The following is a 22980-nucleotide window of genomic DNA, read 5'->3' as shown; positions in this document are numbered from 1 at the left end:
CCCAGTCTTCTACGGCCGCAGCCCCTCCGTCAGCAGGGTCAGATAGCGGCGGATCTCGCGACCCTCGCCGTCCGCCAACTCCGAGGCGGTGGCGACTCCGTGGGCCAGGCGAAGAAGATCGACCGGGGTGAGGTCCTCGCGGAGGGTGCCCTCAGTCTGGGCGGCGGAGACCAGACGGGTCACCGCGCCCTTGACCACCGCGCCGCAGGTGGTCAGCGGGACCGGGCTGCCGTCGCTGACGGCGTTGCCCAGCAGGGACTTCATACCGCGGACCTGGATCGAGGCGACACAGAGTTCGTACAGCCACTCCGAGAGCGCCTCACCCGGGGGCAGACGTTCGGCGAGGGCGTCGGCGCGGGCCCCGAGCGCCTCGATCCGTTCCACGTACGCCGCCTCCAGCAGCGCCTGGCGGGTCGGGAAGTGCCGGTAGAGGGTGCCGGAGCCGACCCCGGCGCGCTTGGCGATGTCGTCGAGCGAGGCGTTCTCCCCATGCTCGGCGAACGCCTCGGCCGCCACCTCCAGCAACCGCTCGTAGTTCCGCCGAGCGTCCGCCCGCATGGGCCTGACCCGCGCCATCACCTGACTCCTCCCCCGCTCAAAGCCCTTGCTGCGACCGTGCCTTGAACGCCGCCTTGCGGGCTTCCTTCGCCACCCGCTTGTCGGGATGGAGGCGGCCCATCGCCTCCAGGACCTCGGGGGTCGCGGGATGGTCCACGCGCCAGGCGGCGGCGAAGAAGCCGCTGTGCTGGGCGGCCAACCCCTCGACCAGTGCCTGGAGTTCCTCGGAGTTCCCCTCCGCCTGGAGCTGGGCGGCGATGGTGTCGACGGTCAGCCAGAACACCAAGTCCTCGGTGGGCGGCGGCACATCGGCAGCGCCGCGCTCGCTGAGCCAGACCCGGGCGAGTCCGCCCAGCTCGGGGTCGTCCAGCACCTCGCGCAGCGCGGGCTCCGCCTCCGGGCCGACCAGGGACAGCGCCTGCTGGCAGTGCAGCCGCCGCAGCGGGGCACCCGAGTCGGCACCGCGCGCCGCGGCGAGCAACTCCTGTGCGGCGGCGAGGGGTTCGCGCTCGGCGAGCCACCGCTCGGTCTCGGCGAGCGCGGCGCGCGGTCCGAACCCGGCGGTGCCGTCGAGCAGCGCGTCGGCGCCCTTGTCCGCGAAGTCACCGACCGCCGGTGCCTCGAACCCCGCCTCCAGCAGCCGGGCGCGCATCCCGTACACCCCGAGCGGGGTGAGGCGGACCATGCCGTAGCGGGCGATGTCGTCCTCGTCCACGGGCGCGGCGGGCTCGGTGTCGGCGTCGCCAAGCAGCGCCTCGTCCATCGGCTCGTACTCCACCGCGCCGACCGGTGCGAGGAGGCGGAACTGGTCGTCGAGGCGCATCATCGCGTCGGAGACCTGTTCCAGGACGGCGTCGCTGGGGTTCTCCATGTCGCCGGGCACGATCACGGAGGCGGCGAGGGCGGGCAGCGGCACCGGGCTCTCGCCGGGACCGACCTCACCGGCGGACAGCAGATAGAGGTTGCCGAGGACGTTGTCGAGGAACTCCGCCTCCGCCTCGGGGTCCCAGCCGAGCGAGGCGAAGTCGATCTCGCCGCCCCCCTCCAGGGCGTCGACCAGACCGTCCAGGTCGGGCACGCTCGCGTCCGCGAGGACCGTCTCCAGGGCCGCCAGCCAGATGCCGAGCACGTCCTGCGGGGAGCCGGTGAGCAGCGCGAGACCCTCGCCGGGCGCCACGGTCCCCGCCTCCTCGTCGGTGATCTCGACCAGCCCGGCGTCCACCGCGACCCGCCAGGCACCGGCGGCGTCGGCAGCCGCGTCCTCGTCGTCGAGCCCGAGCAGCGCGGCGGCGGCCGGGAGCTGCTCCTCGACCAGGCTGCCGCCCGCGTCCACCCGGGTCCCGGGACCGGCCCAGCGGGCGAGGCGGGCGGCGCGGGAGAGCAGCGGGGTGGACAGCGCGGCGCGCGCCAGCTCCGCTTCGGGGCGCAGCCGCACGGGCGGCAGGGGTGCGCTGTCTGACATCGGCTGGTTCTCCTCGGACCGTGAACGGGCTCGACCGCTCAGCCTAGACGGGTTTGCCGCCATGACCCCCGGTTCATCTGTGCGCCATCACCCGTCCATGGCGTGAACCTTGACAACTCCCGTCACCAGGCAGGAGATTGACGCGCGTAGAAGTCGGGGGGACTCCTGTTCGCTCGGTTCTGCACGCGTCACGGAGGGCCACCGGCCCGACACGCAACCGTATTTCCACCCTCGTTCCGGCGTTCTCGTACGTCCCCGGAGGCATCCCTTGCCGAGCAGGTCTTCCGCGCGTCTCGCCGCGCTCACCGTCGCCGCCGTGTGCAGCGCGACGTCCGTCGTCGTCCTCACCTCGCCCGCGCACGCGGACGCGGTGCGCGTCCACGACATCCAGGGCACCACCCGTCTCTCGCCGTACGCGGGCCAGAAGGTCGCGGACGTGCCGGGCATCGTCACGGCCGTGCGGGACTACGGCTCGTCCAAGGGCTTCTGGCTCCAGGACCCGACGCCGGACGACAACCCGGCCACCAGTGAGGGCGTGTTCGTCTTCACCAGCTCCGCGCCGAAGGCCGCCGTCGGTGACTCGGTCACGGTGTCGGGCACGGTCTCCGAGTACGTGCCGGGCGGCACCGCCTCGGGCAACCAGTCGGTCACCGAGATCACCAAGCCGGTCGTCACGACGGTCTCCACCGGCAACCCGGTCCCGGCCCCGGTCGTCATCGGCAAGCACTCCGTGCCGGACCGCTACACCCCCGCCGGGGACGCGAACGGCTCCGTCAACAGCACGCAGCTCGCCCCCTCGACGTACGCCCTGGACTACTACGAGTCCCTGGAGGGCGTGAACGTCCAGGTCGCCAACACCCGTGTGGTCACCGGCACCGACCCCTACAGCGAGCTGTGGGTCACCGTGAAGCCCGGCGAGCACCGCACCCCGCGCGGCGGCACCCTCTACGGCTCGTACGACGCGCAGAACACCGGCCGTCTGCAGATCCAGTCGCTCGGCGCGACCGCCGACTTCCCGCAGGCGAACGTCGGTGACACCCTCAAGGGCGCCACGACCGGTCCGCTGGACTTCAACCAGTACGGCGGCTACACGCTCGTCGCGAGCAGCCTCGGCACGCTGAAGAGCGGTGGTCTGGAGCGGGAGACGACGCGCAAGCAGTCCGCGGGGCAGCTCGCGGTGGCGACGTACAACGTCGAGAACCTGGACCCCTCGGACAACACCTTCGCGCAGCACGCGTCCGCGATCGTGAACAACCTGCGGTCGCCCGACGTGGTGTCCCTGGAGGAGATCCAGGACGACAACGGCGCCACCGACGACGGCACGGTGTCGGCGGGCGTGACCGTGAACAAGCTGATCGACGCGATCGTGGCGGCGGGCGGTCCGCGCTACGACTGGCGCTCGATCGACCCGGTCAACGACCAGGACGGCGGCGAGCCCGGCGGCAACATCCGCCAGGTGTTCCTGTTCAACCCGGAGCGGGTGTCCTTCGTGGACCGCGCGGGCGGCGACTCCACGACCGCCGTCGGCGTGACCAAGGACCACGGCAAGGCGCATCTGACCGCCTCGCCCGGGCGGATCGCCCCGTCCGACGCGGCGTGGAACGCGAGCCGCAAGCCGCTGGCGGGCGAGTTCGTCTTCCGAGGGAAGACGGTCTTCGTCATCGCCAACCACCTCAACTCCAAGGGCGGCGACCAGCCGCTGACCGCGCAGTACCAGCCGCCGACGCGCAGCTCGGAGACGCAGCGGCACGCGCAGGCGACCCTGGTGAACGGGTTCGTCAAGGACATCCTGTCGGTCCAGAAGGACGCGAACGTCGTCGCGCTCGGTGACATGAACGACTTCGAGTTCTCCGACACCGCCAAGATCCTGGAGGGTCGCGGCGAACTCTGGTCGGCGATCAAGTCGCTGCCCAAGAAGGAGCGTTACACCTACGACTACCAGGGCAACGCGCAGGTCCTGGACCAGATCCTGATCAGCCCGGAGATCAGGCGGGACGGCTCCTTCGCGTACGACAGCGTGCACATCAACTCGGAGTTCCACGACCAGATCAGCGACCACGACCCGCAGGTGCTGCGCTTCCGCCCGTAACTCTTCAGGGCTGCTTAGCGATACCTCGCAGCAGATTTAAGTGGAGCTTTACGGTCGAGGGTGCCGAGACTACGTCCATGACGCCTCGCACCGCACCCTTCGGCCGTACGCTCTGCGCGATGGTCACCCCGTTCACGCCGACCGGCGCGCTCGACGTGGACGGGGCGTCGCGCCTCGCCGCCCACCTGGTGGCGCAGGGCTGTGACGGTCTGGTCCTGAACGGCACCACGGGCGAGTCCCCGACGACCACGGACGCGGAGAAGACCGAGCTGATCGCGGCGGTCCGCGCGGCGGTGGGTCCCGGGGTCCCCCTGGTCGCGGGCGTCGGCACGGCGGACACCCGCCACACGATCGAACTGACCCACGCGGCCGAAAAGGCGGGCGCCGACGCCGCGTTGGTGGTCACGCCGTACTACAGCAAGCCGCCGCAGGAGTCGGTCGAGTCCCACTTCCGCCGGATCGCGGACGCGTCCGGACTCCCCCTGATGCTCTACGACATCCCCGGCCGCACCGGCACCCGCATCGAGCCGGAGACGATGATCCGCCTCGCCGAACACCCCGGGATCGTGGCCGTCAAGGACTGTTCCTACGACTTCCTCGGCACCCAAAAGGTGCTCGCCGCAACCGACTTGGCCTACTACGCGGGCTGCGACGAACACATCCTCGCCCTGTACGCCGTGGGCGCGGCGGGCTGCGTGAGTACCATTGCGAACGTCGTCCCGCGCCAAGTCGCCGCCATCCTCGCCGCGTTCGACGCGGGCGACACGGCACGCGCGACCGAACTCCAGCTCCGCGCCACCCCGTTGATCGAGGCGATGATGAACGCGGGTCTGCCCGGCACGGTCACGGCCAAGGCTCTCCTCACCGAACTCGCCCTCCCCGCAGGGCCGGTACGCGCCCCGCTGCTGCCCGCCGACGAGAAAACCACGGCCGCTCTCGTGGCCCACCACAAAATGCTGACCTGCCGACGGTGAGCCCGACCTGTATGCGACCGAGCCGGGTGGTTCACCTCGAGACGAGCGGGATGAACCACCACCGGCCCTCTGTCTTTCTACGCGCTACCCGCGGGCTTCATCCGCTCAGTTGGCGATGTTGGTGCGGTGCCAGCCGTAGAACGGTGCACGGTGGGAGCCGTAGTCGGCGACAAGGCGGCCCTCGAGGGTCTTGGCCGCAACGGCCAGGTCGGGCGTGGAACCACTCTTCGGATTGACGGCGATGGTGCCGTCCCCGGTGACGTAGACATATCCGTGCTCGAAGAGCTCGTCACAGCCGATGAGACAAGCAGGCATGATGTTGGCCATCATCAGCCGCTCCGAGCGCGTGGCAGCACTGCGGCGCTTGATGTGCGCGGCCCTGATGAGCCGACTGGGCAAGACACGCCCGCAGAGGGCGCAACCCATCTCGGCGGCACCGCGGAGCAGCGCTTTGCGCAACTTGGCCTGTTCGCGGCGAACGAATACCTGGGCGACGGCACTGTCGGCGCCGTCGTGCTCCACTGTCATGTCTGACGGAGCGTCCGCCGCCAACGAGAGCGCGTCAGCGAGCCGGACAACCGCCGCGATATCGGACCGGAGAACTGCGGCACCCTGCTTGTTGGCGGACAGCCGCAGAGCTTCCATGGCATCGGCACCGAGGGCGTCGCCCTGAACGTTCCGCTCCTCCTCGAGAACGTTGATACCGATGCGCTCCGGATAGTCGTCATCGGGCCAGACCGGAGCGCCGTCGGTGTAATAGGGCCGACTGACTTCGGCAACGACGACATGCTGCAGCGTTATGTCGGCCCAGCCGCCCGGAGCAACCCGGCTGTTCGGCCCCTTGTGCCCCAGAACGAGGAAGTCCCCCTCGCTCAGCGACTGAACGGCCTGGCGAGCGCCGGCGCGGTCGAGAGCGCTGCTGCGCCATCCCCACACACCTTGATCGAGCCCGATCTCGAGGTTCGTGCGGGAAGCGCTGGGAACGTACGTGTACGCGGTCTTGGGCATGAGCCCTCCATCACTCGGCCTCCCGCCGGGGAGGGTGCAGTGGGCTGCGCCGACAGCGAGTCGGTTGACTGGAAGCGACGCAGACAGCCTGAGACTCGATAATACGATCACCGCACAAAGAGTTCGTTCGGGCGGGTCGGTTCTCGGCCATCCGCTGAACATGAGCGCCCTCCCGGCCGACCCAGGAGGGGCGGTGGAAGGGCGCTCGGTGAAAGGGCGGCGGCAGCCGGTCAGTTGTGGCTGTGCAGTACGTCGTTCAGGCCGCCCCAGACCGCGTTGTTCGGGCGGGCCTCCACCGCTCCCGTCACCGAGTTGCGGCGGAAGAGGATGTTGGAGGCGCCGGAGAGTTCGCGGGCCTTGACGATCTGGCCGTCGGGGAGGGTGACGCGGGTGCCCGCGGTGACGTAGAGACCCGCCTCGACCACGCACTCGTCGCCCAGCGCGATGCCGACGCCCGCCTCGGCGCCGACCAGGCAGCGCTCGCCGATGGTGATGATGACGTTGCCGCCGCCGGAGAGGGTGCCCATGGTGGAGGCGCCGCCGCCGATGTCCGAGCCGTCGCCCACGACGACGCCCGCGGAGATGCGGCCCTCGACCATGGATGTGCCGAGCGTGCCCGCGTTGAAGTTGACGAAGCCCTCGTGCATGACCGTGGTGCCCTCGGCCAGGTGCGCCCCGAGGCGGACCCGGTCGGCGTCGGCGATGCGCACGCCCTTGGGCGCCACGTAGTCCGTCATGCGCGGGAACTTGTCGATCGAGGTGACCTGGAGGTGCAGGCCCTCGGCGCGGGCGTTCAGCCGCACCGTCTCGATGGCGTCCACGGCGACCGGACCGAGCGAGGTCCAGGCGACGTTGGCGAGGTGGCCGAAGATGCCGTCCAGGCTCACGCCGTGCGGCTTGACCAGGCGGTGGGAGAGCAGGTGGAGGCGCAGATAGGCGTCGTGCGCGTCGACCGGCTTCTCGTCCAGCGAGCCGATGACCGTGCGCACCGCGACCACGTCGACACCGCGGCGGGCGTCCGGGCCGAGCGTGGAGACGACCTTGTCGCCGAGGAACTCGGCGGCCCGGTCGGCCGACAGCCGCTCGGTGCCGGACGGACCCGGCTCCGCGACCAGCTCGGGGGCCGGGAACCAGGTGTCGAGAACGGTGCCGTCGGCGGCGATGGTGGCGAGACCGGCGGCGACGGCGCCGGTGGTACGGGAAGCGGTGTCGGTCATACGGAAAACCTAACGTGGGGTGGGGGCGGGTACGCACCCGCGCGCCGGACATACGAACGCGCCGGGTGTGCGAAGGCGGCGGCACCCGAAGGCGCCGCCGCCTCGCTCACAAAGCTCACAGGCTCACTGAAGAGCCCCGAGGGGACCTCAGACGTTGAACCCGAGGGCCCGCAACTGCTCGCGGCCCTCCTCGGTGATCTTGTCGGGACCCCACGGCGGCATCCAGACCCAGTTGATGCGCAGCTCGTTGACCAGACCGTCCGTGGCGGACTTGGCCTGCTCCTCGATGACGTCCGTGAGCGGGCACGCCGCGGAGGTCAGGGTCATGTCCAGCGTCGCGACATTGGAGTCGTCGATGTGGATGCCGTAGATCAGGCCGAGGTTGACGACGTCGATGCCCAGCTCGGGGTCGACGACGTCGTACAGGGCCTCGCGGAGTTCTTCCTCCGAGGCCGGCTTCATCTCAGCGGTGTCGGTCATGCCGTCTTCCTTTCGGCTTCGGCGCCACCCAGCGCCTGGGCCGTCGCGTCCTTCCACGCCATCCAGCTCAGGAGGGCGCACTTGACGCGGGCCGGGTACTTGGAGACACCGGCGAACGCGACCGCGTCCTCCAGCACCTCCTCCATCGCGTCGTCGGGCTCGATCCTGCCCTTGGACTGCATCAGCTCCAGGAAGGTCTCCTGGATCTTCTGCGCCTCGGGCAGGTCCTTGCCCACCAGCAGTTCGTTGAGCACGGAGGCGGACGCCTGGCTGATGGAACAGCCCTGCCCCTCGTACGACACGTCGGCGATCCGGCTGCCGTCGTACTTCACCCGGAGGGTGATCTCGTCGCCGCAGGTCGGGTTCACATGGTGCACCTCGGCGTCGCCGTCCCTGAGGCCACGCCCGTGCGGATTCTTGTAGTGGTCCAGGATGACTTCCTGGTACATGGAGTCCAGCTTCATGCGATCGCTCGTCCCGTCAGCCGAAGAAGTTCCGTACGTGCTCCAGCCCCTCGACCAGTGCGTCGATCTCGGCGGGCGTGGAGTACAGGTAGAACGACGCCCGGGTGGTCGCCGGAATTCCGTACCGCAGGCAGACCGGTCGCGCGCAGTGGTGGCCGACGCGCACGGCGATGCCCTGCTCGTCGAGGACCTGGCCCACGTCGTGCGGGTGGATGTCGCCGAGGGTGAAGGAGATCGCCGCGCCGCGGTCCTCGGCCGTGGAGGGACCGATGATGCGCAGGTCCGGGACCTCGCCGAGCCGCTTCACCGCGTACTCGGTGAGCGCGTGCTCGTGGGCGAGGATCTTGTCCATGCCGATCGAGTTCAGGTAGTCGATCGCGGCACCGAGACCGACCGCCTGGGCGATCGGCGGGGTGCCCGCCTCGAACTTGTGCGGCGCCGGGGCGTAGGTCGAGGAGTGCATCGAGACGGTCTCGATCATCTCGCCGCCGCCGAGGAACGGGGGCAGGTCCTCCAGGAGTTCCTGGCGGCCCCAGAGCACGCCGATGCCGGTCGGACCGCACATCTTGTGACCGGTGAAGGCCACGAAGTCGGCGCCGAGCGCCTGCACGTCCAGCGGCATGTGCGGCGCGGCCTGCGAGGCGTCGACGCACACCAGCGCGCCGACCTCCTGGGCGCGGCGCACGATCGCCTCGACCGGGTTGACCGTGCCCAGGATGTTGGAGACCAGCACGAAGGAGACGATCTTCGTCTTCTCGGTGATGATCTCGTCGATGTTGGACAGGTCCAGGCGGCCGTCGTCGGTGAGACCGAACCACTTCAGCTTCGCGCCGGTGCGCTGCGCGAGCAACTGCCACGGCACGATGTTGGAGTGGTGCTCCATCTCCGTGATGACGATCTCGGTCTCGTGGTCGACCCGGTAGGGCTCGTCCGCCCAGCCGAGCATGTTGGCCACGAGGTTGAGGGACTCGGAGGCGTTCTTGGTGAAGATCACCTCGTCGCGGCTGGGCGCGTTGATGAACGACGCGACCTTGTCCCGCGCGCCCTCGTACAGCGCCGTGGCCTCCTCGGCGAGCACGTGCACGCCGCGGTGGACGTTGGCGTTGTACCGCTCGTAGTACTCGCTCAAGGCGTCCAGCACCTGGCGCGGCTTCTGCGAGGTCGCCGCGTTGTCCAGGTATACGAGCTTCTTCCCGTCGTGGACCTGGCGGTCCAGGATGGGGAAGTCCTTGCGGATCGCCTCTGTGTCGAGGAGGCCCGGCATCTGTGTCACGCGCTTACGCCACCCTTCGTGTACGCCTCGTAGCCCTCGTTCTCCAGCTTGTCGGCCAGCTCCGGACCGCCGGACTCGACGATGCGGCCACCGGCGAAGACGTGGACGAAGTCGGGCTTGATGTACCGCAGGATGCGCGTGTAGTGCGTGATCAGCAGGGTGCCGGTCTCGCCCGTCTCGCGGACGCGGTTGACGCCCTCGGAGACGATGCGCAGCGCGTCCACGTCGAGGCCGGAGTCGGTCTCGTCCAGGATCGCGATGTGCGGCTTGAGCAGTTCGAGCTGGAGGATCTCGTGGCGCTTCTTCTCACCGCCGGAGAAGCCCTCGTTGACGTTGCGCTCGGCGAAGGAGGGGTCCATGTGGAGGCGCTCCATGGTCTCCTTGACCTCCTTCACCCAGGTGCGCAGCTTGGGCGCCTCGCCGCGGATGGCGGTGGCGGAGGTGCGCAGGAAGTTGGAGACGGAGACGCCGGGGACCTCGACCGGGTACTGCATGGCGAGGAAGAGACCGGCGCGGGCGCGCTCGTCGACGGACATCTCCAGGACGTCCTCGCCGTCGAGGGTGACGGTGCCGCCGGTGATCGTGTACTTCGGGTGACCCGCGAGCGAGTAGGCGAGGGTCGACTTGCCGGAGCCGTTGGGGCCCATGATGGCGTGCGTCTCGCCCTGCTTCACGGTGAGGTCGACGCCCTTGAGGATCTCCTTCGTGGCGTTGTCGGCCTCGACGGTGACGTGCAGGTCTCGGATTTCAAGCGTTGCCATGGATGCCTCAGGACTCCTGGGAGAGGGAGACGAGCACGTCGTCCCCTTCGATCTTTACGGGGTAAACGGGGACGGGGCGCGTCGCGGGCGGGCCGGACGGCTTGCCGGTGCGGAGGTCGAAGCACGAGCCGTGCAGCCAGCACTCGATCTGGCCGTCCTCCACCTCGCCCTCGGAGAGGGAGACGTTCGCGTGCGAGCAGATGTCGTAGATCGCGTACACCTCGCCCTCGGTCTTCACGACCGAGACCGGCGTGCCGTCGAGCTCCACCCGCTTGGGGGTGTCCTCCGACAGCTCGCTCAGCCCACAGGCGCGTACGAAGCTGGTGGTGGTCATGCGACCGACGCCTCCAGCTCCTCCTCGATCTTGGCGAGCAGGCGCTCCTCGATGTCGGTGACACCGATCTGCTGGACCAGCTCGGCGAAGAAGCCGCGGACCACGAGGCGGCGGGCCTCGTGCTCCGGGATGCCGCGGGCCATCAGGTAGAAGAGCTGCTCGTCGTCGAAGCGGCCGGTGGCGGAGGCGTGTCCGGCGCCGACGATCTCGCCGGTCTCGATCTCCAGGTTCGGCACCGAGTCGACGCGCGAGCCGTCGGTGAGGACCAGGTTGCGGTTCATCTCGTAGGTGTCCGTGCCCTCGGCCTTGGCCTCGATGAGCACGTCACCGATCCACACCGCGTGCGCGCCGTCGCCCTGGAGCGCGCCCTTGTAGGCGACGTTGGACTTGCAGTGCGGGGTGTTGTGGGTGACCAGGAGGCGGTGCTCCTGGTGCTGACCGGCGTCGGTGAAGTACAGGCCGTACAGCTCGGCCTCGCCGCCGGGGCCCGTGTACTCGACGCGCGGGTGCAGGCGGACCACGTCGCCGCCGAAGGTGACGACCACGGACTTGAAGGAGGCGTCCCGGCCGATCAGCGCGTTGTGCTGGGCGACGTGCACGGCCTTGTCGTCCCAGTCCTGCACGGAGACGACGGTCAGCTTGGCGCCGTCACCGAGGACGAAGTCCACGTTGGCGGCGAGCACCGTGTCACCGGTGTGGTCGATGACCACGACGGCCTCGGCGAAGGCACCCAGCTCGATCACCTGGTGGCCGAAGGCGACCCCGCCCTCGCCGTGCACCGCGATGCGGATCGGCTCGGTGAGGACGGTGTCCTTCGCGACGGTGACGACCGACGCCTGCTCGAAGGCGGAGTACGCCTGGGCGGCGACGCGGTCCACCGGGGTGCCCGCCTTGCCGATCCGGGCGTCGTCACGGCCGACGGTCTCGACCGTGACGCCCTCGGGCGCCTCGACGGCGACCTTCACGCCCTCGCCGGTGGCGACGGCGGTGCCGTCGTGCAGACCGCGCAGGCGCTCCAGCGGGGTGAACCGCCACTCCTCCTCACGGCCGTGCGGGACGGGGAAGTCCGCCACGTCGAAGGAGGGGGGCGCGCTCATGCGCGAGACGACGGTCGACTCCGCGGCGACCGCGATCGAGCCGGCGGTGGTGGAGCCCACCGGGATGTTCTGAGCCTCAGCCATGGCTGTCGTAGTGCTCTCTTTCCTGAGTTCGGGCGGCTGCTTGGGGTGGGGGCGGTCTTAACCGACCGCGCCCTCCATCTGCAGCTCGATCAGCCGGTTGAGCTCCAGCGCGTACTCCATCGGCAGCTCCTTGGCGATGGGCTCGACGAAGCCGCGCACGATCATCGCCATCGCCTCGAACTCGGAGAGACCGCGGCTCATCAGGTAGAAGAGCTGGTCCTCGGAGACCTTGGAGACGGTCGCCTCGTGACCCATGGACACGTCGTCCTCGCGGACGTCCACGTAGGGGTAGGTGTCCGAGCGGGAGATGGTGTCGACCAGCAGCGCGTCGCACAGCACGTTGGACTTCGATCCGGCCGCGCCCTCGCCGATCTCGATGAGACCGCGGTAGGAGGTACGGCCGCCGCCGCGCGCCACCGACTTGGAGACGATGTTGGACGACGTGTTCGGCGCCATGTGGACCATCTTGGCGCCCGCGTCCTGGTGCTGGCCCTCGCCCGCGAAGGCGATGGAGAGGGTCTCGCCCTTGGCGTGCTCGCCCATCAGGTAGACGGCCGGGTACTTCATCGTCACCTTGGAGCCGATGTTGCCGTCGATCCACTCCATGGTCGCGCCCTCGTACGCCACGGCGCGCTTGGTGACCAGGTTGTAGACGTTGTTCGACCAGTTCTGGATGGTCGTGTAGCGGCAGCGGGCGTTCTTCTTGACGATGATCTCGACGACGGCGCTGTGCAGCGAGTCCGACTTGTAGATCGGCGCCGTACAACCCTCGACGTAGTGCACGTAGGCACCCTCGTCGACGATGATCAGGGTCCGCTCGAACTGGCCCATGTTCTCCGTGTTGATACGGAAGTACGCCTGGAGCGGGATCTCCACGTGCACGCCCTTCGGCACGTAGATGAAGGAGCCGCCGGACCACACGGCCGTGTTCAGCGAGGCGAACTTGTTGTCACCGACGGGGATGACGGTGCCGAAGTACTCCTTGAACAGCTCGGGGTGCTCACGGAGCGCGGTGTCGGTGTCCAGGAAGATGACGCCCTGCTCCTCCAGGTCCTCGCGGATCTGGTGGTAGACGACCTCCGACTCGTACTGCGCGGCGACACCGGCGACCAGGCGCTGCTTCTCCGCCTCCGGGATGCCGAGCTTGTCGTAGGTGTTCTTGATGTCCTCGGGCAGGTCCTCCCAGGACTCCGCCTGCTTCTCCGTGGAGCGCACGAAGTACTTGATGTTGTCGAAGTCGATGCCCGAGAGGTCCGAGCCCCAGTTGGGCATGGGCTTCTTCTCGAACAGCTTCAGGCCCTTGAGCCGCAGCTTCGTCATCCACTCCGGCTCGGACTTCTTGTCCGAGATGTCACGGACGACGGCCTCGTTCAGGCCACGCTTCGCTGCGGCACCGGCCACGTCGGAGTCGGCCCAGCCGTATTCGTACTTGCCCAGACCCTCGAGTTCGGGGTGGGCAGTCTCCGTGGGGAGAGTCATGCGGGGTTCCTCCCGGCCGTGCTTGCAGGTGCGTCGGTGTTGGTCTTGGGGATGAACGTCGTGCAGACGCCGTCGCCGTGCGCGATGGTCGCCAGCCGCTGGACGTGGGTTCCCAGCAGTTCGGCGAAGAACTCCGTCTCCGCCTCGCAGAGCTGGGGGAAGCGTTCGGCGACGTGGGCGACCGGGCAGTGGTGCTGACAGAGCTGCTCGCCGACCGGTGCGCTGCGCGCTGTAGCAGCGTACCCGTCCGCGGTCAAGGCCCTGGCCAGGGCTTCGGCGCGGTGCTCGGGGGCGACGCCCTCGACGGCCTTGCGGTAGCCGTCCGCCTGGGCGGCGATCCGGGCGCGGGCGAAGGCGGCGACCGCCTCGTCCCCGCCCTCGCGCTCGGCGATCCAGCGCAGGGCGTCCACGGCGAGCTGGTCGTAGGACTGGTCGAAGGCGTCCCGGCCGCAGGGGGTCAGGGCGAACACCTTGGCGGGGCGACCGCGGGTACGGGCTCCGTACACCCGCTGCTCGCGTGCCTCCACGACGTCGTCGGCGGCCAGCGCGTCGAGGTGCCGGCGGACGGCGGCCTGGGTCAGACCCAGCCGTCCCGCCAGCTCGGCGACGGTGGACGGGCCGTGATCCAGGATGGACCGCGCGACCCGGTTGCGCGTCGAACGCTCACCGGTCGCTAGCTCCTCCTGCGGGGTACCCACCGGGGTCTCCCGAGCCTCGCCGACGTTTTTCACAACGCCATTGTTGCGTAATTCCTCAGAGCCTGACAAGCCGGGTCCCGCCGGGCGGACGGTGCCCTGCGTCACTTAGGCACACCTAACCTGACCTGCGGAAACGATCTCCGGATCATCGAGCGCGGCGCCCCTCACCAGGCAAAACCACTGGCACCCCGCACCCCGGCGCGGCACACTCCGGTCATGCCGAAACCCGCCCCGAACGGCCCGCTGATCACCCGCGACACGATCTCCGCACGGCTGCGCGAAATGGGTGTCGCACCCGGCGAAACCCTCCTCGTCCACTCCTCGCTGAGTTCCCTCGGCTGGGTGAACGGCGGACCCGTCGCCGTCGTCCAGGGACTCCTCGACGCCCTCGGTCCGGCCGGCACGCTGACGGTCCCCACGCACTCGACCCACCTCTCCGACCCGGCCCGCTGGCGCAATCCCCCGGCGCCCGAGGAGTGGTGGGACGCCATCCGCGCCACGATGCCCGTCTACGACCCCCGGATCACGCCCACCCTGGGCATGGGCGCGATCCCGGAGACCGTCCGCACCTGGCCCGGAGCCCTGCGCAGCGCCCACCCCCAGACCTCGTTCGCCGCGCTCGGACCGCGCGCCGCCGAGATCACCGAGGGCCACGCACCCGACTGCCGCCTCGGCGAGCACAGCCCGCTGGCCAGGCTGGAGCGGGCCGGGGCGCGGGTCCTGCTGCTCGGCGTGGGATACGGCTCCTGCACCGCGTTCCACCTGGCCGAGTACCGCGTACCGTCCCCGTCGGCGCGGATCGAATGGCCCGCGCCCGGCGGCGGCTGGGAGGAGGCGACGGACGGGTCCATCGACTCGGAGCGGTTCGAGGAGCTGGGCCACGACTTCGAGCGGGACCGCCCGGTCGTGCGCGCCCGGATCGGCACCGCCGAGGCGCGGCTCTTCCCCCTCGCGGACGCCGTGTCGTACGCCGAGCGCTGGCTGCCGGTGCACCGGCCCCGCGAGGAGGAGTTCTCCGACCCCCGCGCCTGAGTGCCGGCGGGGCTCCCTAGACTCTGGAGTCATGCGAAGTGAGCCCGTGGTCCAGGTCCAGGCCCTGGTGAAGCGGTACGGCCAGAAGACCGCGGTGAACGGCCTCGACCTGGAGGCGCGGGCGGGGGTGACCGCCGTGCTCGGTCCCAACGGTGCCGGGAAGACGACCACCGTCGAGACCTGCGAGGGGTACCGCAAGCCGGACTCCGGCACGGTGCGGGTCCTGGGGCTCGACCCCGTGCGCCAGTCCGCCGAGCTGCGCCCCCGGATCGGGGTGATGCTCCAGTCCGGCGGCGTCTACTCCGGCGCCCGCGCCGACGAAATGCTCCGCCATGTCGCCAGGCTGCACGCGCACCCGCTGGACGTGGACGCGCTGATCGAGCGCCTCGGGCTCGGCTCCTGCGGGCGGACCAGCTACCGGCGCCTGTCCGGCGGGCAGCAGCAGCGGCTCGCGCTCGCCATGGCCGTCGTCGGCCGACCCGAGCTGGTGTTCCTGGACGAGCCCACCGCCGGACTCGACCCGCAGGCCCGCCGCGCCACCTGGGACCTCGTGCGCGACCTGCGCACCGACGGTGTCTCCGTCATCCTCACCACTCACCACATGGACGAGGCAGAGCAGCTCGCCGACGACGTCGCGATCATCGACGGCGGGCGGGTCATCGCCCAGGGCTCCCCCGAGGAGCTGTGCCGCGGCGGCGCCGAGAACACCCTGCGCTTCACCGGTCGTCCCGGACTCGACCTCGCCGCGCTGCTCAAGGCGCTCCCCGCCGACTGCACCGCCGCCGAGCTGACCCCGGGCTCCTACCGGGTGACCGGCAAGATAGACCCCCAACTGCTCGCCACCGTCACCTCGTGGTGCGCGCAGCACGGGGTGATGCCGGACCGGATCTCGGTCGAGCGGCACACCCTGGAAGACGTGTTCCTCGAACTGACCGGCAAGGAGCTGCGCTCGTGACCACCCCCGCGGACACGACCGCCCCGGGCACCACCCCCTCGGGCACCTACGCCCCGCGGCCCGGAGCCGCCCCGCTCCCCCGCATGATCGCCGCGCAGACCGCGCTGGAGACGCGGATGCTGCTGCGCAACGGCGAGCAACTGCTGCTGACCGTGGTCATCCCGACCCTGCTGCTCGTGCTCTTCAGCACGGTCGACATCACGGACACCGGTCCCGGCAAGGCGGTGGACTTCCTCGCCCCGGGCATCCTGGCGCTGGCCGTCATGTCGACGGCGTTCACCGGCCAGGCCATCGCGACCGGCTTCGAGCGCCGCTACGGCGTCCTGAAGCGGCTCGCCGCCTCGCCGCTGCCGCGCTGGGCCCTGATGACCGCGAAGACCGCCTCCGTGCTGGTCACCGAGGTGCTCCAGGTGATCCTGCTGACGGTCATCGCCTTCGCGCTCGGCTGGTCGCCGCACGGCAACCCGGCCGCCGTCCTGCTCCTGCTGGTCCTCGGCACCGCCGCCTTCTCCGGGCTCGGTCTGCTGATGGCGGGCACGCTCAAGGCGGAGGCGACGCTCGCCGCCGCCAACCTCGTCTTCCTGCTGCTGCTCGTCGGCGGCGGGGTGATCGTGCCGCTGGAGAAGTTCGGCGCCGCCGGACAGCACGTGCTCGGTCTGCTGCCGATCTCCGCCCTCTCCGACGGTCTGCGCGACGTCCTCCAGCACGGCGCCGGGATGCCCTGGGGCGACCTCGGCATCCTCGCGGTGTGGGCGGTCGTGGGGCTCGCTGCGGCGGGGAAGTTCTTCCGCTGGGAGTAGCGGAACCAGCCACAGGGCGCTGACCTCGGGAAACCGGCGTACCGCAACCCTAGTGAAAGCGTGCACAAGCGGGGCATCTACTATTACGCGCGTGCCAAAGCTGACCCCCGCCGACACCGCAGCGGCCCTGCGCAACCCGCTCGCCTTCATCGCCGAGCGCTGGACCCCGGACCCCCGTACCGTCCGCCGGGCCGCGCTCGCCGCACTCGTGATGGCGGTGGTCATCGTGGTCACCGGCGGCGCGGTGCGGCTGACCAGTTCGGGTCTCGGCTGCCCGACCTGGCCCACCTGCACCGCCGACTCGCTGACCACGACCCGCGCGATGGGCTTCCACGGCGCGATCGAGTTCGGCAACCGGATGCTGACGTACGTGCTGTGCGCCGCCATCGGCTGGGCGATCATCGCCGCGCGCTCGGCGAAGCCCTGGCGGCGGAGCCTGACCCGGCTGGGCTGGGCGCAGTTCTGGGTGGTCATGGGCAACGCGGTGCTCGGCGGCATCGTCGTGCTTGTCGGTCTGAACCCCTACACCGTCGCCGCGCACTTCCTGCTCACCACCGCGCTGATCACCGTCGCGACCGTGATGTGGCAGCGCACCCGGGAGGGCGACGGCGAGGCGCGTCCGCTGGTCGGCGGAGCGGTACGGCAGCTCGTGTGGTTCCTGGTCGTCGCGTCCGTGCTGCTGATCGCGGTCGGCACCGTGGTGACCGGCGCGGGTCCGCACGCCGGTGACTCCAGCGAGGTCGAGCGCATCCCGCTCGACTGGGAGATGATCGCCAAGCTGCACGCGGTGCTCGCCTGGATCGTGGTCACGCTGACCTTCGCCCTGTGGTTCGTCCTCAAGGCGGTCGACGCCCCGAAGGGACCCCTGCACCGCACCCGCGAGCTGTTCGTCGTCCTGCTGCTCCAGGGCGTCATCGGCTACGTCCAGTACTTCACGCACCTGCCCGAGGCGCTGGTCGCCCTGCACATGCTGGGCTCCTCGGTGATGTGGATCTGGGTGCTGCGCGTCCTGCTCTCGCTGCGCGAGCGTCCCTCCGACGCGGTGACGGTGCCCGGTCCCTCGGCCGAGGTCACGGTCGGCACCTCCGCCTGACGCCTTCGGGCGCCGAGGGGCTCACTCCAGCCCGTACACCCTGAGCGCGTTCTCCGCCGCCACCATGCGGGCCACCCGGCGCGCGTCCGTCAGGGACCAGGCGCCGTCGGTGACCCAGGTGCCGAGGACGCGGTTGAGGGACTCGCGGAAGAGCTGGGCGGCGACGACGTGCAGCTCCGGCAGGGAGCGCGCCCCGCTGGAGAAGAGGATCTTGCCGAAGGGCGCCAGCTCCAGGATCTCCGCGAGCACGGTGGCCGCGCGGGCGCCGGTACGGACGAGCGCGGCGCCGGAGTCGGCGTAGACGTGCGGATGGGCGGCGGCGAGATGCGCCGCGTACCGGTGGTGCGGGTAGCCGTGCAGCAGGACCAGGTCCGTGCCGAGACCGGCGGTGGCCCGTACGAAGCCGGTCAGCGGACCGGGGTCGACCGGCACGCCCGGCGCGCCGAGCCCCGCGTGCAGTTGGAGCGGGCGTCCGGAGGCGACGGCGGTCCACAGCAGATGGCGCAGCAGCACCGGATCGACCGGCGCCTCCCCCACCCGCCGCCCCGCCAGCCAGCGCGAGACGGCGCCCCGCACCTCGCCGGGTCCGGGCGGCTCGGGCGAGAGGGCGGCGCCGTCCGCGAACCCCGCCCCGGTCGTGAAGGCGACGGCGTGACCCGCCGCGCCGTGCACCGACTCGGCGAGGTTGGCGAGGAAGGACGCGACGCTGCCCGAGGTGTCCGCGACCTGCGCGGCCAGCGGCTCCAGGCGGACGATCTCCCGCGCCTCGGCGTCCCCGGCGGTGGCCATCTCCTCGGGTCCGGTGAGATCCCCGGGCAGTCCGGTGTCGACCAGATAGGTCGTGATCCCGCTCCCCCGCAGCAGCCTGCGCCCCGCCTCCAGGACGCCCAGCTCCCGCCGCCGCGCCAGATACCGCGCGGGCGCGCAGTGCGGCTCAAGCCCCAGCAGCGGCGGACACCACCGCCGCACCGCGAACCCCGTCTGCGTGTCGAACAACGTGGTCCCCGCCGCGGGCGCCCCCTCCATCCGCCCGAGCTGAGCCTCGAACGTCCCGAGCCCCAACTCGGTCCGCAGCACCCCATGACAGTGCTGATCCACGAGCGACGCCGTTTCGATCATCGAGAACTCCCGCAAGGACGGTGTACTGCCTTACCGTCCTAACGGCACGAATGAGACTCAGGTGGCGCTGCCCAACCTGAAAGGGGCGCGGGACCGTATCGATCTGCGGCTCCGCCGCGTGGGCGCGATCAACCACGACGCACCCGCACCCTGCAACGCACCCACACCACCCGAGCTGGATTCAGATCTGAATCCCAGCCATCCGCTTCCACTCATACGCACTCGTACGAATCTTCGCCGCGAACTCCCCGTCGAACTCCTCGTGGATCTCGACCCCCGCCCGCTCCAGCGCCTGCCGCCCGATCTCCACGCTGGGCGCGACCAGGTTCCCCCACTCCCCGTCCTCGCCGACGAGGGCGATCCGCGCCCCCCGCTCACCGAGGTACGCCACGTTGCCCCCGGCTCCGCCGTGCGCCTTGGCGAAGGTGCCGATCTCGTGGGCGAGGCGCTTCACCTTGCGCTCGGTCTTCGCGTCAACCTGCTCCGTGTCTGCCATGGTCAGGATGCTACCGACGGGTAGACGCAACGGCGAAGGGAGGGGCGCGTGGCCTTGACCACGCGCCCCTCCCTTGCTCGACATCAGTGCGGCGCTACCTCAGGAACGGGTCCACCGCGACCGCCACGAACAGGATCGACACGTACGTGATCGACCAGTGGAACAGCCGCATCTCCTTGAGCTTGACGCCCGTCACCTCGGCCCGCGCCCGGTTCTGCAGCCCGTGCGCCTCCCACAGCCAGAAGCCGCCCGAGGCCAGCGCGACCGCCGTGTAGAACCAGCCGGTGTAGCCGAGCGGCTGGAGCAGCAGGGAGACGGCGACCATCACCCAGCTATAGATGACGATCTGCCGGGCGACGACCTTGTTGGAGGCGATGACCGGGAGCATGGGCACGCCCACGCGCGCGTAGTCGTCCTTGACCTTCATGGAGAGCGGCCAGTAGTGCGGCGGCGTCCAGAAGAACATGACGAGGAAGAGGATGACCGGCGCCCACGACATGGAGTTCGTGACCGAGGACCACCCGATCAGCACCGGCAGACAGCCCGCGATGCCACCCCACACGATGTTCTGCGACGTACGCCGTTTGAGGATCATCGTGTAGACGACGACGTAGAAGAGGAGCGCTCCGAGCGACAGCCAGGCGGACAGCCAGTTGACGGTGAATCCGAAGAGCAGGGTGGAGACGACCGCCAGGCTGATGCCGAAGGCGAGGCACTCGCGCGGGCTGACCATGCCGGTCACCAGCGGTCGCTGCGAGGTGCGGTCCATCAGGGCGTCGATGTCCCGGTCGATGTACATGTTCAGCGCGTTGGCGCCGCCCGCGGAGAGGTAGCCGCCCACGCAGGTGAGCAGCACCAGCTTGAGGTCGGGCACGCCCTGCTGGGCGAGGAACATGACCGGCACCGTGGTGATGAGCAGCAGCTCGATGATCCGCGGCTTGGTCAGCGCCACGAAGCCCTTGACCCGGGCGCCGAACGGCCGGTGGACCGGGCTGCGGCTCGCACCGAGCGCAGCAGCAGGACGGGATTCGACGGCCGTCACGCACACCCCTGACAGAGACATCCCAGCGGGCCACCCGTGTGAAACCGGTGTAAAGGCCCGCGCGTACCACGCCACTTTAGACGTTGCCCATACCTCGCCTTTCGCCGGGGTCCGCTCGTGTTGGCGCGGGGCGCGCCGGGGGGCGTTTGAGCAGGACGGCGAGCCTCTCCGTATTCATGTGCCAAGCCGCCTCCGGGCCGGTCGGGAGGCGGATCGCAGCGAGTCCCGGCAGTCTGGAATGACTCGAAAAAACGCACGTCCCCTCGGGGGTAGGCTCGACAACGGCCGGTGGACACGCTGTCCACCGGCGGCCGGACGGGCCCTGTCCCGACGACCGGCGAACAACATGTGGAGAGGAGCCCTGACCCAGGGTGAGCACCAAGCCGACCACCACAGACCTTGAGTGGACCGAGCTGGACCAGCGGGCCGTGGACACCGCTCGTGTCCTGGCCGCCGACGCCGTACAGAAGGTCGGCAACGGCCATCCCGGCACGGCGATGAGCCTGGCCCCGGCCGCCTACACCCTCTTCCAGAAGGTGATGCGGCACGACCCGGCCGACCCGGAGTGGGTGGGGCGGGACCGCTTCGTGCTGTCCGCCGGCCACTCGTCCCTGACCCTCTACACGCAGCTCTACCTGGCCGGCTTCGGCCTGGAGCTGGACGACCTGAAGTCCTTCCGCACCTGGGGCTCGAAGACCCCGGGCCACCCGGAGTACGGACACACCAAGGGCGTCGAGACCACCACCGGCCCGCTGGGCCAGGGTGTGGCCAACGCGGTGGGCATGGCCATGGCCTCCCGCTTCGAGCGCGGTCTGTTCGACCCGGAGGCGCCGGAGGGCTCGTCCCCCTTCGACCACTACATCTACTGCATCGCCGGTGACGGCTGCCTCCAGGAGGGCATCTCCTCCGAGGCGTCCTCGCTCGCAGGCCACCAGAAGCTCGGCAACCTGATCCTGCTGTGGGACGACAACCACATCTCGATCGAGGGCGACACCGAGACCGCCGTGTCCGAGGACACGATGAAGCGGTACGAGGCGTACGGCTGGCACGTCCAGCGCGTGGAGCCCAAGCCGGACGGCGACCTGGACCCCGAGGCGATCTACGCGGCGATCGAGGCGGCCAAGGCCGTCACCGACCGCCCGTCCTTCATCGCGATGCGCTCGATCATCGCCTGGCCCGCGCCGAACGCCCAGGACACCGAGGCGGCGCACGGCTCGGCCCTCGGCGACGACGAGGTCGCCGCCACCAAGCGCGTCCTCGGCTTCGACGACAAGCAGACCTTCGCCGTCGCCGACGAGGTGCTGGCCCACACGCGCGGCGCCCTGGAGCGCGGCCGCGAGGCCAAGGCCGAGTGGGAGAAGTCCTTCCAGGAGTGGCGGGACAACAACGCCGAGCGCGCGGCCGAGTTCGACCGCATCGCCGCGGGCGAGCTGCCGGCCGGCTGGGCGGAGAAGATCCCGGTCTTCGAGACCGGCAAGAGCATCGCCACCCGCGCCGCCTCCGGCAAGGTCCTCCAGGACCTCGGCGCGGTCGTGCCCGAGCTGTGGGGCGGCTCCGCCGACCTCGCCGGTTCGAACAACACGACCATCGACAAGGACAGCTCCTTCCTCCCGGCGGGCAACCCGCTGCCCGAGGCGGACCCGTACGGCCGGACGATCCACTTCGGCATCCGCGAGTTCGCGATGGCCGCCGAGATGAACGGCATCACCCTGCACGGGAACACCCGTGTCTACGGCGGTACGTTCCTCGTCTTCTCCGACTACATGCGCAACGCCGTGCGCCTGTCGGCCCTGATGCACCTGCCGGTGACGTACGTGTGGACGCACGACTCCATCGGTCTGGGCGAGGACGGCCCGACCCACCAGCCGGTCGAGCACCTGGCCGCGCTGCGCGCGATCCCCGGTCTGAACGTGGTCCGCCCGGCGGACGCCAACGAGACCGCCATCGCCTGGCGCGAGATCCAGCAGCGCTGGACGAAGGAGTTCGGCAAGGGCGCCCCGCACGGTCTGGTCCTCACCCGCCAGGGTGTGCCGACCTACGCCCCGAACGACGACGCCGCCCGTGGCGGTTACGTCCTGTTCGAGGCCGAGGGCGGCGAGCCCGAGGTGATCCTGATCGCCACCGGTTCCGAGGTGCACGTGGCCGTGGAGGCGCGTGAGCAGCTCCAGGCCGAGGGTGTGCCGACCCGGGTGGTCTCGATGCCGTCGGTGGAGTGGTTCGAGGAGCAGGACCGGGGGTACCGGGAGTCCGTGCTGCCGCCGTCGGTCAAGGCGCGGGTCGCGGTGGAGGCCGGTATCGGTCTCACCTGGCACAAGTACGTGGGCGACGCCGGCCGCATCGTTTCCCTGGAGCACTTCGGTGCGTCTGCGGACGGCAAGGTCCTGTTCCGCGAGTACGGATTCACTCCGGAGAACGTGGTCGCGAAGGCGCGGGAATCCCTCGCCGACGCCCAGCGCTGACGCCCG

Annotated in this window: 22 protein-coding genes; 7 read left to right on the top strand and 15 right to left on the bottom strand. The window is 70.2% G+C overall.

The window, feature by feature from the left end; translation table 11 throughout:
- Positions 1-9 precede the first annotated feature (9 nt).
- Together IF655_RS21040 and IF655_RS21035 are read right to left on the bottom strand one after the other, a co-directional pair.
- Positions 10-576, bottom strand: a complete 567-nt coding sequence (locus IF655_RS21040) for a TetR/AcrR family transcriptional regulator (protein ID WP_199586552.1) — start codon at positions 574-576, stop codon at positions 10-12.
- Positions 577-595: 19 nt separating this feature from the next.
- Positions 596-2020 carry a hypothetical protein gene (locus IF655_RS21035; protein ID WP_199586551.1) on the bottom strand — a complete coding sequence of 475 codons (1425 nt, stop codon included), beginning with the start codon at positions 2018-2020 and terminating at the stop codon, positions 596-598.
- 268 nt (positions 2021-2288) lie between these two features.
- Between IF655_RS21035 and IF655_RS21030 the strand changes: the two genes are divergently transcribed.
- The gene (locus tag IF655_RS21030) at positions 2289-4109 is read left to right on the top strand and encodes an endonuclease/exonuclease/phosphatase family protein (RefSeq protein ID WP_199586550.1); all 1821 of its coding nucleotides are present in this window, start codon (positions 2289-2291) and stop codon (positions 4107-4109) included.
- 77 nt (positions 4110-4186) lie between these two features.
- Positions 4187-5083 carry a 4-hydroxy-tetrahydrodipicolinate synthase gene (gene dapA / locus IF655_RS21025; RefSeq protein ID WP_199586549.1) on the top strand — a complete coding sequence of 299 codons (897 nt, stop codon included), beginning with the start codon at positions 4187-4189 and terminating at the stop codon, positions 5081-5083.
- 105 nt (positions 5084-5188) lie between these two features.
- Here the strand turns inward: dapA and IF655_RS21020 are convergent, their stop codons facing one another.
- From IF655_RS21020 to IF655_RS20975, 10 genes are all read right to left on the bottom strand, one after another.
- Positions 5189-6091: a hypothetical protein gene (locus IF655_RS21020; protein WP_199586548.1), complete on the bottom strand. Its 903-nt coding sequence runs from the start codon at positions 6089-6091 to the stop codon at positions 5189-5191.
- Between the two features lie 230 nt (positions 6092-6321).
- The gene (gene dapD / locus IF655_RS21015; RefSeq protein WP_199586547.1) at positions 6322-7308 is read right to left on the bottom strand and encodes a 2,3,4,5-tetrahydropyridine-2,6-dicarboxylate N-succinyltransferase; all 987 of its coding nucleotides are present in this window, start codon (positions 7306-7308) and stop codon (positions 6322-6324) included.
- 147 nt (positions 7309-7455) lie between these two features.
- Complete coding sequence (locus tag IF655_RS21010) at positions 7456-7788, bottom strand: metal-sulfur cluster assembly factor (protein WP_199586546.1); 333 nt, start codon at positions 7786-7788, stop codon at positions 7456-7458.
- Positions 7785-8252 carry a Fe-S cluster assembly sulfur transfer protein SufU gene (sufU, locus tag IF655_RS21005; RefSeq protein WP_199586545.1) on the bottom strand — a complete coding sequence of 156 codons (468 nt, stop codon included), beginning with the start codon at positions 8250-8252 and terminating at the stop codon, positions 7785-7787. The genes IF655_RS21010 and sufU overlap by 4 nt, the downstream gene beginning before the upstream one ends.
- A 16-nt stretch (positions 8253-8268) precedes the next feature.
- Positions 8269-9525, bottom strand: coding sequence for a cysteine desulfurase (locus IF655_RS21000; RefSeq protein ID WP_199586544.1), 1257 nt, complete (start codon positions 9523-9525; stop codon positions 8269-8271).
- Positions 9522-10286, bottom strand: a complete 765-nt coding sequence (gene sufC, locus IF655_RS20995; RefSeq protein WP_199586543.1) for a Fe-S cluster assembly ATPase SufC — start codon at positions 10284-10286, stop codon at positions 9522-9524. The genes IF655_RS21000 and sufC overlap by 4 nt, the downstream gene beginning before the upstream one ends.
- Before the next feature lie 7 nt (positions 10287-10293).
- Positions 10294-10620 (bottom strand): non-heme iron oxygenase ferredoxin subunit, encoded by a 327-nt coding sequence (locus IF655_RS20990; RefSeq protein ID WP_199586542.1) that lies wholly within the window; start codon positions 10618-10620, stop codon positions 10294-10296.
- On the bottom strand, positions 10617-11801 hold the full coding sequence (gene sufD, locus IF655_RS20985; protein ID WP_199586541.1) for a Fe-S cluster assembly protein SufD: 1185 nt from the start codon (positions 11799-11801) through the stop codon (positions 10617-10619). The genes IF655_RS20990 and sufD overlap by 4 nt, the downstream gene beginning before the upstream one ends.
- Before the next feature lie 57 nt (positions 11802-11858).
- A complete protein-coding gene (gene sufB, locus IF655_RS20980; RefSeq protein WP_018545773.1) occupies positions 11859-13280 on the bottom strand; it encodes a Fe-S cluster assembly protein SufB in 1422 nt (473 codons plus the stop codon).
- Positions 13277-14011: a metalloregulator ArsR/SmtB family transcription factor gene (locus tag IF655_RS20975; protein ID WP_199586540.1), complete on the bottom strand. Its 735-nt coding sequence runs from the start codon at positions 14009-14011 to the stop codon at positions 13277-13279. Before IF655_RS20975 ends, sufB begins: the two co-directional genes overlap by 4 nt.
- Before the next feature lie 183 nt (positions 14012-14194).
- Here IF655_RS20975 and IF655_RS20970 point away from each other — a divergent pair, with 183 nt between their 5' ends.
- From IF655_RS20970 to IF655_RS20955, 4 genes are all read left to right on the top strand, one after another.
- The gene (locus IF655_RS20970) at positions 14195-15010 is read left to right on the top strand and encodes an aminoglycoside N(3)-acetyltransferase (RefSeq protein WP_199586539.1); all 816 of its coding nucleotides are present in this window, start codon (positions 14195-14197) and stop codon (positions 15008-15010) included.
- A gap of 31 nt (positions 15011-15041) precedes the next feature.
- Positions 15042-15965, top strand: coding sequence for an ABC transporter ATP-binding protein (locus IF655_RS20965; RefSeq protein ID WP_199586538.1), 924 nt, complete (start codon positions 15042-15044; stop codon positions 15963-15965).
- Positions 15966-16048: 83 nt separating this feature from the next.
- On the top strand, positions 16049-16765 hold the full coding sequence (locus IF655_RS20960; protein WP_206776232.1) for an ABC transporter permease: 717 nt from the start codon (positions 16049-16051) through the stop codon (positions 16763-16765).
- Between the two features lie 82 nt (positions 16766-16847).
- Positions 16848-17858, top strand: coding sequence for a heme A synthase (locus IF655_RS20955; RefSeq protein ID WP_199586655.1), 1011 nt, complete (start codon positions 16848-16850; stop codon positions 17856-17858).
- A gap of 21 nt (positions 17859-17879) precedes the next feature.
- On the opposite strand, the gene IF655_RS20950 is transcribed toward IF655_RS20955, so the two are convergent.
- The 3 genes from IF655_RS20950 to IF655_RS20940 all read right to left on the bottom strand — a co-directional run bounded on the left by IF655_RS20950 (position 17880) and on the right by IF655_RS20940 (position 20521).
- Positions 17880-18977, bottom strand: a complete 1098-nt coding sequence (locus IF655_RS20950; protein ID WP_199586536.1) for an amidohydrolase family protein — start codon at positions 18975-18977, stop codon at positions 17880-17882.
- 181 nt (positions 18978-19158) lie between these two features.
- Positions 19159-19473 carry a hypothetical protein gene (locus IF655_RS20945; protein WP_199586535.1) on the bottom strand — a complete coding sequence of 105 codons (315 nt, stop codon included), beginning with the start codon at positions 19471-19473 and terminating at the stop codon, positions 19159-19161.
- Between the two features lie 94 nt (positions 19474-19567).
- Positions 19568-20521, bottom strand: a complete 954-nt coding sequence (locus tag IF655_RS20940; RefSeq protein WP_199586654.1) for a heme o synthase — start codon at positions 20519-20521, stop codon at positions 19568-19570.
- A gap of 365 nt (positions 20522-20886) precedes the next feature.
- Between IF655_RS20940 and tkt the strand changes: the two genes are divergently transcribed.
- The gene (tkt, locus tag IF655_RS20935) at positions 20887-22974 is read left to right on the top strand and encodes a transketolase (protein ID WP_199586534.1); all 2088 of its coding nucleotides are present in this window, start codon (positions 20887-20889) and stop codon (positions 22972-22974) included.
- Positions 22975-22980: the final 6 nt, after the last annotated feature.

The sequence above is a fragment of the Streptomyces sp. DSM 110735 genome (assembly GCF_016482685.1).
Classification (GTDB): domain Bacteria; phylum Actinomycetota; class Actinomycetes; order Streptomycetales; family Streptomycetaceae; genus Streptomyces.
This window is presented reverse-complemented; position numbering and strand designations above follow the sequence as displayed.

Coding starts and splice junctions, on each gene's coding strand:
- IF655_RS21040 (WP_199586552.1), bottom strand. CDS start 576: ATGGCGCGGGTCAGGCCCATGCGGGCGGACGCTCGGCGGAACTACGAG.
- IF655_RS21035 (WP_199586551.1), bottom strand. CDS start 2,020: ATGTCAGACAGCGCACCCCTGCCGCCCGTGCGGCTGCGCCCCGAAGCG.
- dapA (WP_199586549.1), top strand. CDS start 4,187: ATGACGCCTCGCACCGCACCCTTCGGCCGTACGCTCTGCGCGATGGTC.
- IF655_RS21020 (WP_199586548.1), bottom strand. CDS start 6,091: ATGCCCAAGACCGCGTACACGTACGTTCCCAGCGCTTCCCGCACGAAC.
- dapD (WP_199586547.1), bottom strand. CDS start 7,308: ATGACCGACACCGCTTCCCGTACCACCGGCGCCGTCGCCGCCGGTCTC.
- IF655_RS21010 (WP_199586546.1), bottom strand. CDS start 7,788: ATGACCGACACCGCTGAGATGAAGCCGGCCTCGGAGGAAGAACTCCGC.
- sufU (WP_199586545.1), bottom strand. CDS start 8,252: ATGAAGCTGGACTCCATGTACCAGGAAGTCATCCTGGACCACTACAAG.
- sufC (WP_199586543.1), bottom strand. CDS start 10,286: ATGGCAACGCTTGAAATCCGAGACCTGCACGTCACCGTCGAGGCCGAC.
- IF655_RS20990 (WP_199586542.1), bottom strand. CDS start 10,620: ATGACCACCACCAGCTTCGTACGCGCCTGTGGGCTGAGCGAGCTGTCG.
- sufD (WP_199586541.1), bottom strand. CDS start 11,801: ATGGCTGAGGCTCAGAACATCCCGGTGGGCTCCACCACCGCCGGCTCG.
- sufB (WP_018545773.1), bottom strand. CDS start 13,280: ATGACTCTCCCCACGGAGACTGCCCACCCCGAACTCGAGGGTCTGGGC.
- IF655_RS20970 (WP_199586539.1), top strand. CDS start 14,195: ATGCCGAAACCCGCCCCGAACGGCCCGCTGATCACCCGCGACACGATC.
- IF655_RS20965 (WP_199586538.1), top strand. CDS start 15,042: ATGCGAAGTGAGCCCGTGGTCCAGGTCCAGGCCCTGGTGAAGCGGTAC.
- IF655_RS20960 (WP_206776232.1), top strand. CDS start 16,049: ATGATCGCCGCGCAGACCGCGCTGGAGACGCGGATGCTGCTGCGCAAC.
- IF655_RS20950 (WP_199586536.1), bottom strand. CDS start 18,977: ATGATCGAAACGGCGTCGCTCGTGGATCAGCACTGTCATGGGGTGCTG.
- IF655_RS20945 (WP_199586535.1), bottom strand. CDS start 19,473: ATGGCAGACACGGAGCAGGTTGACGCGAAGACCGAGCGCAAGGTGAAG.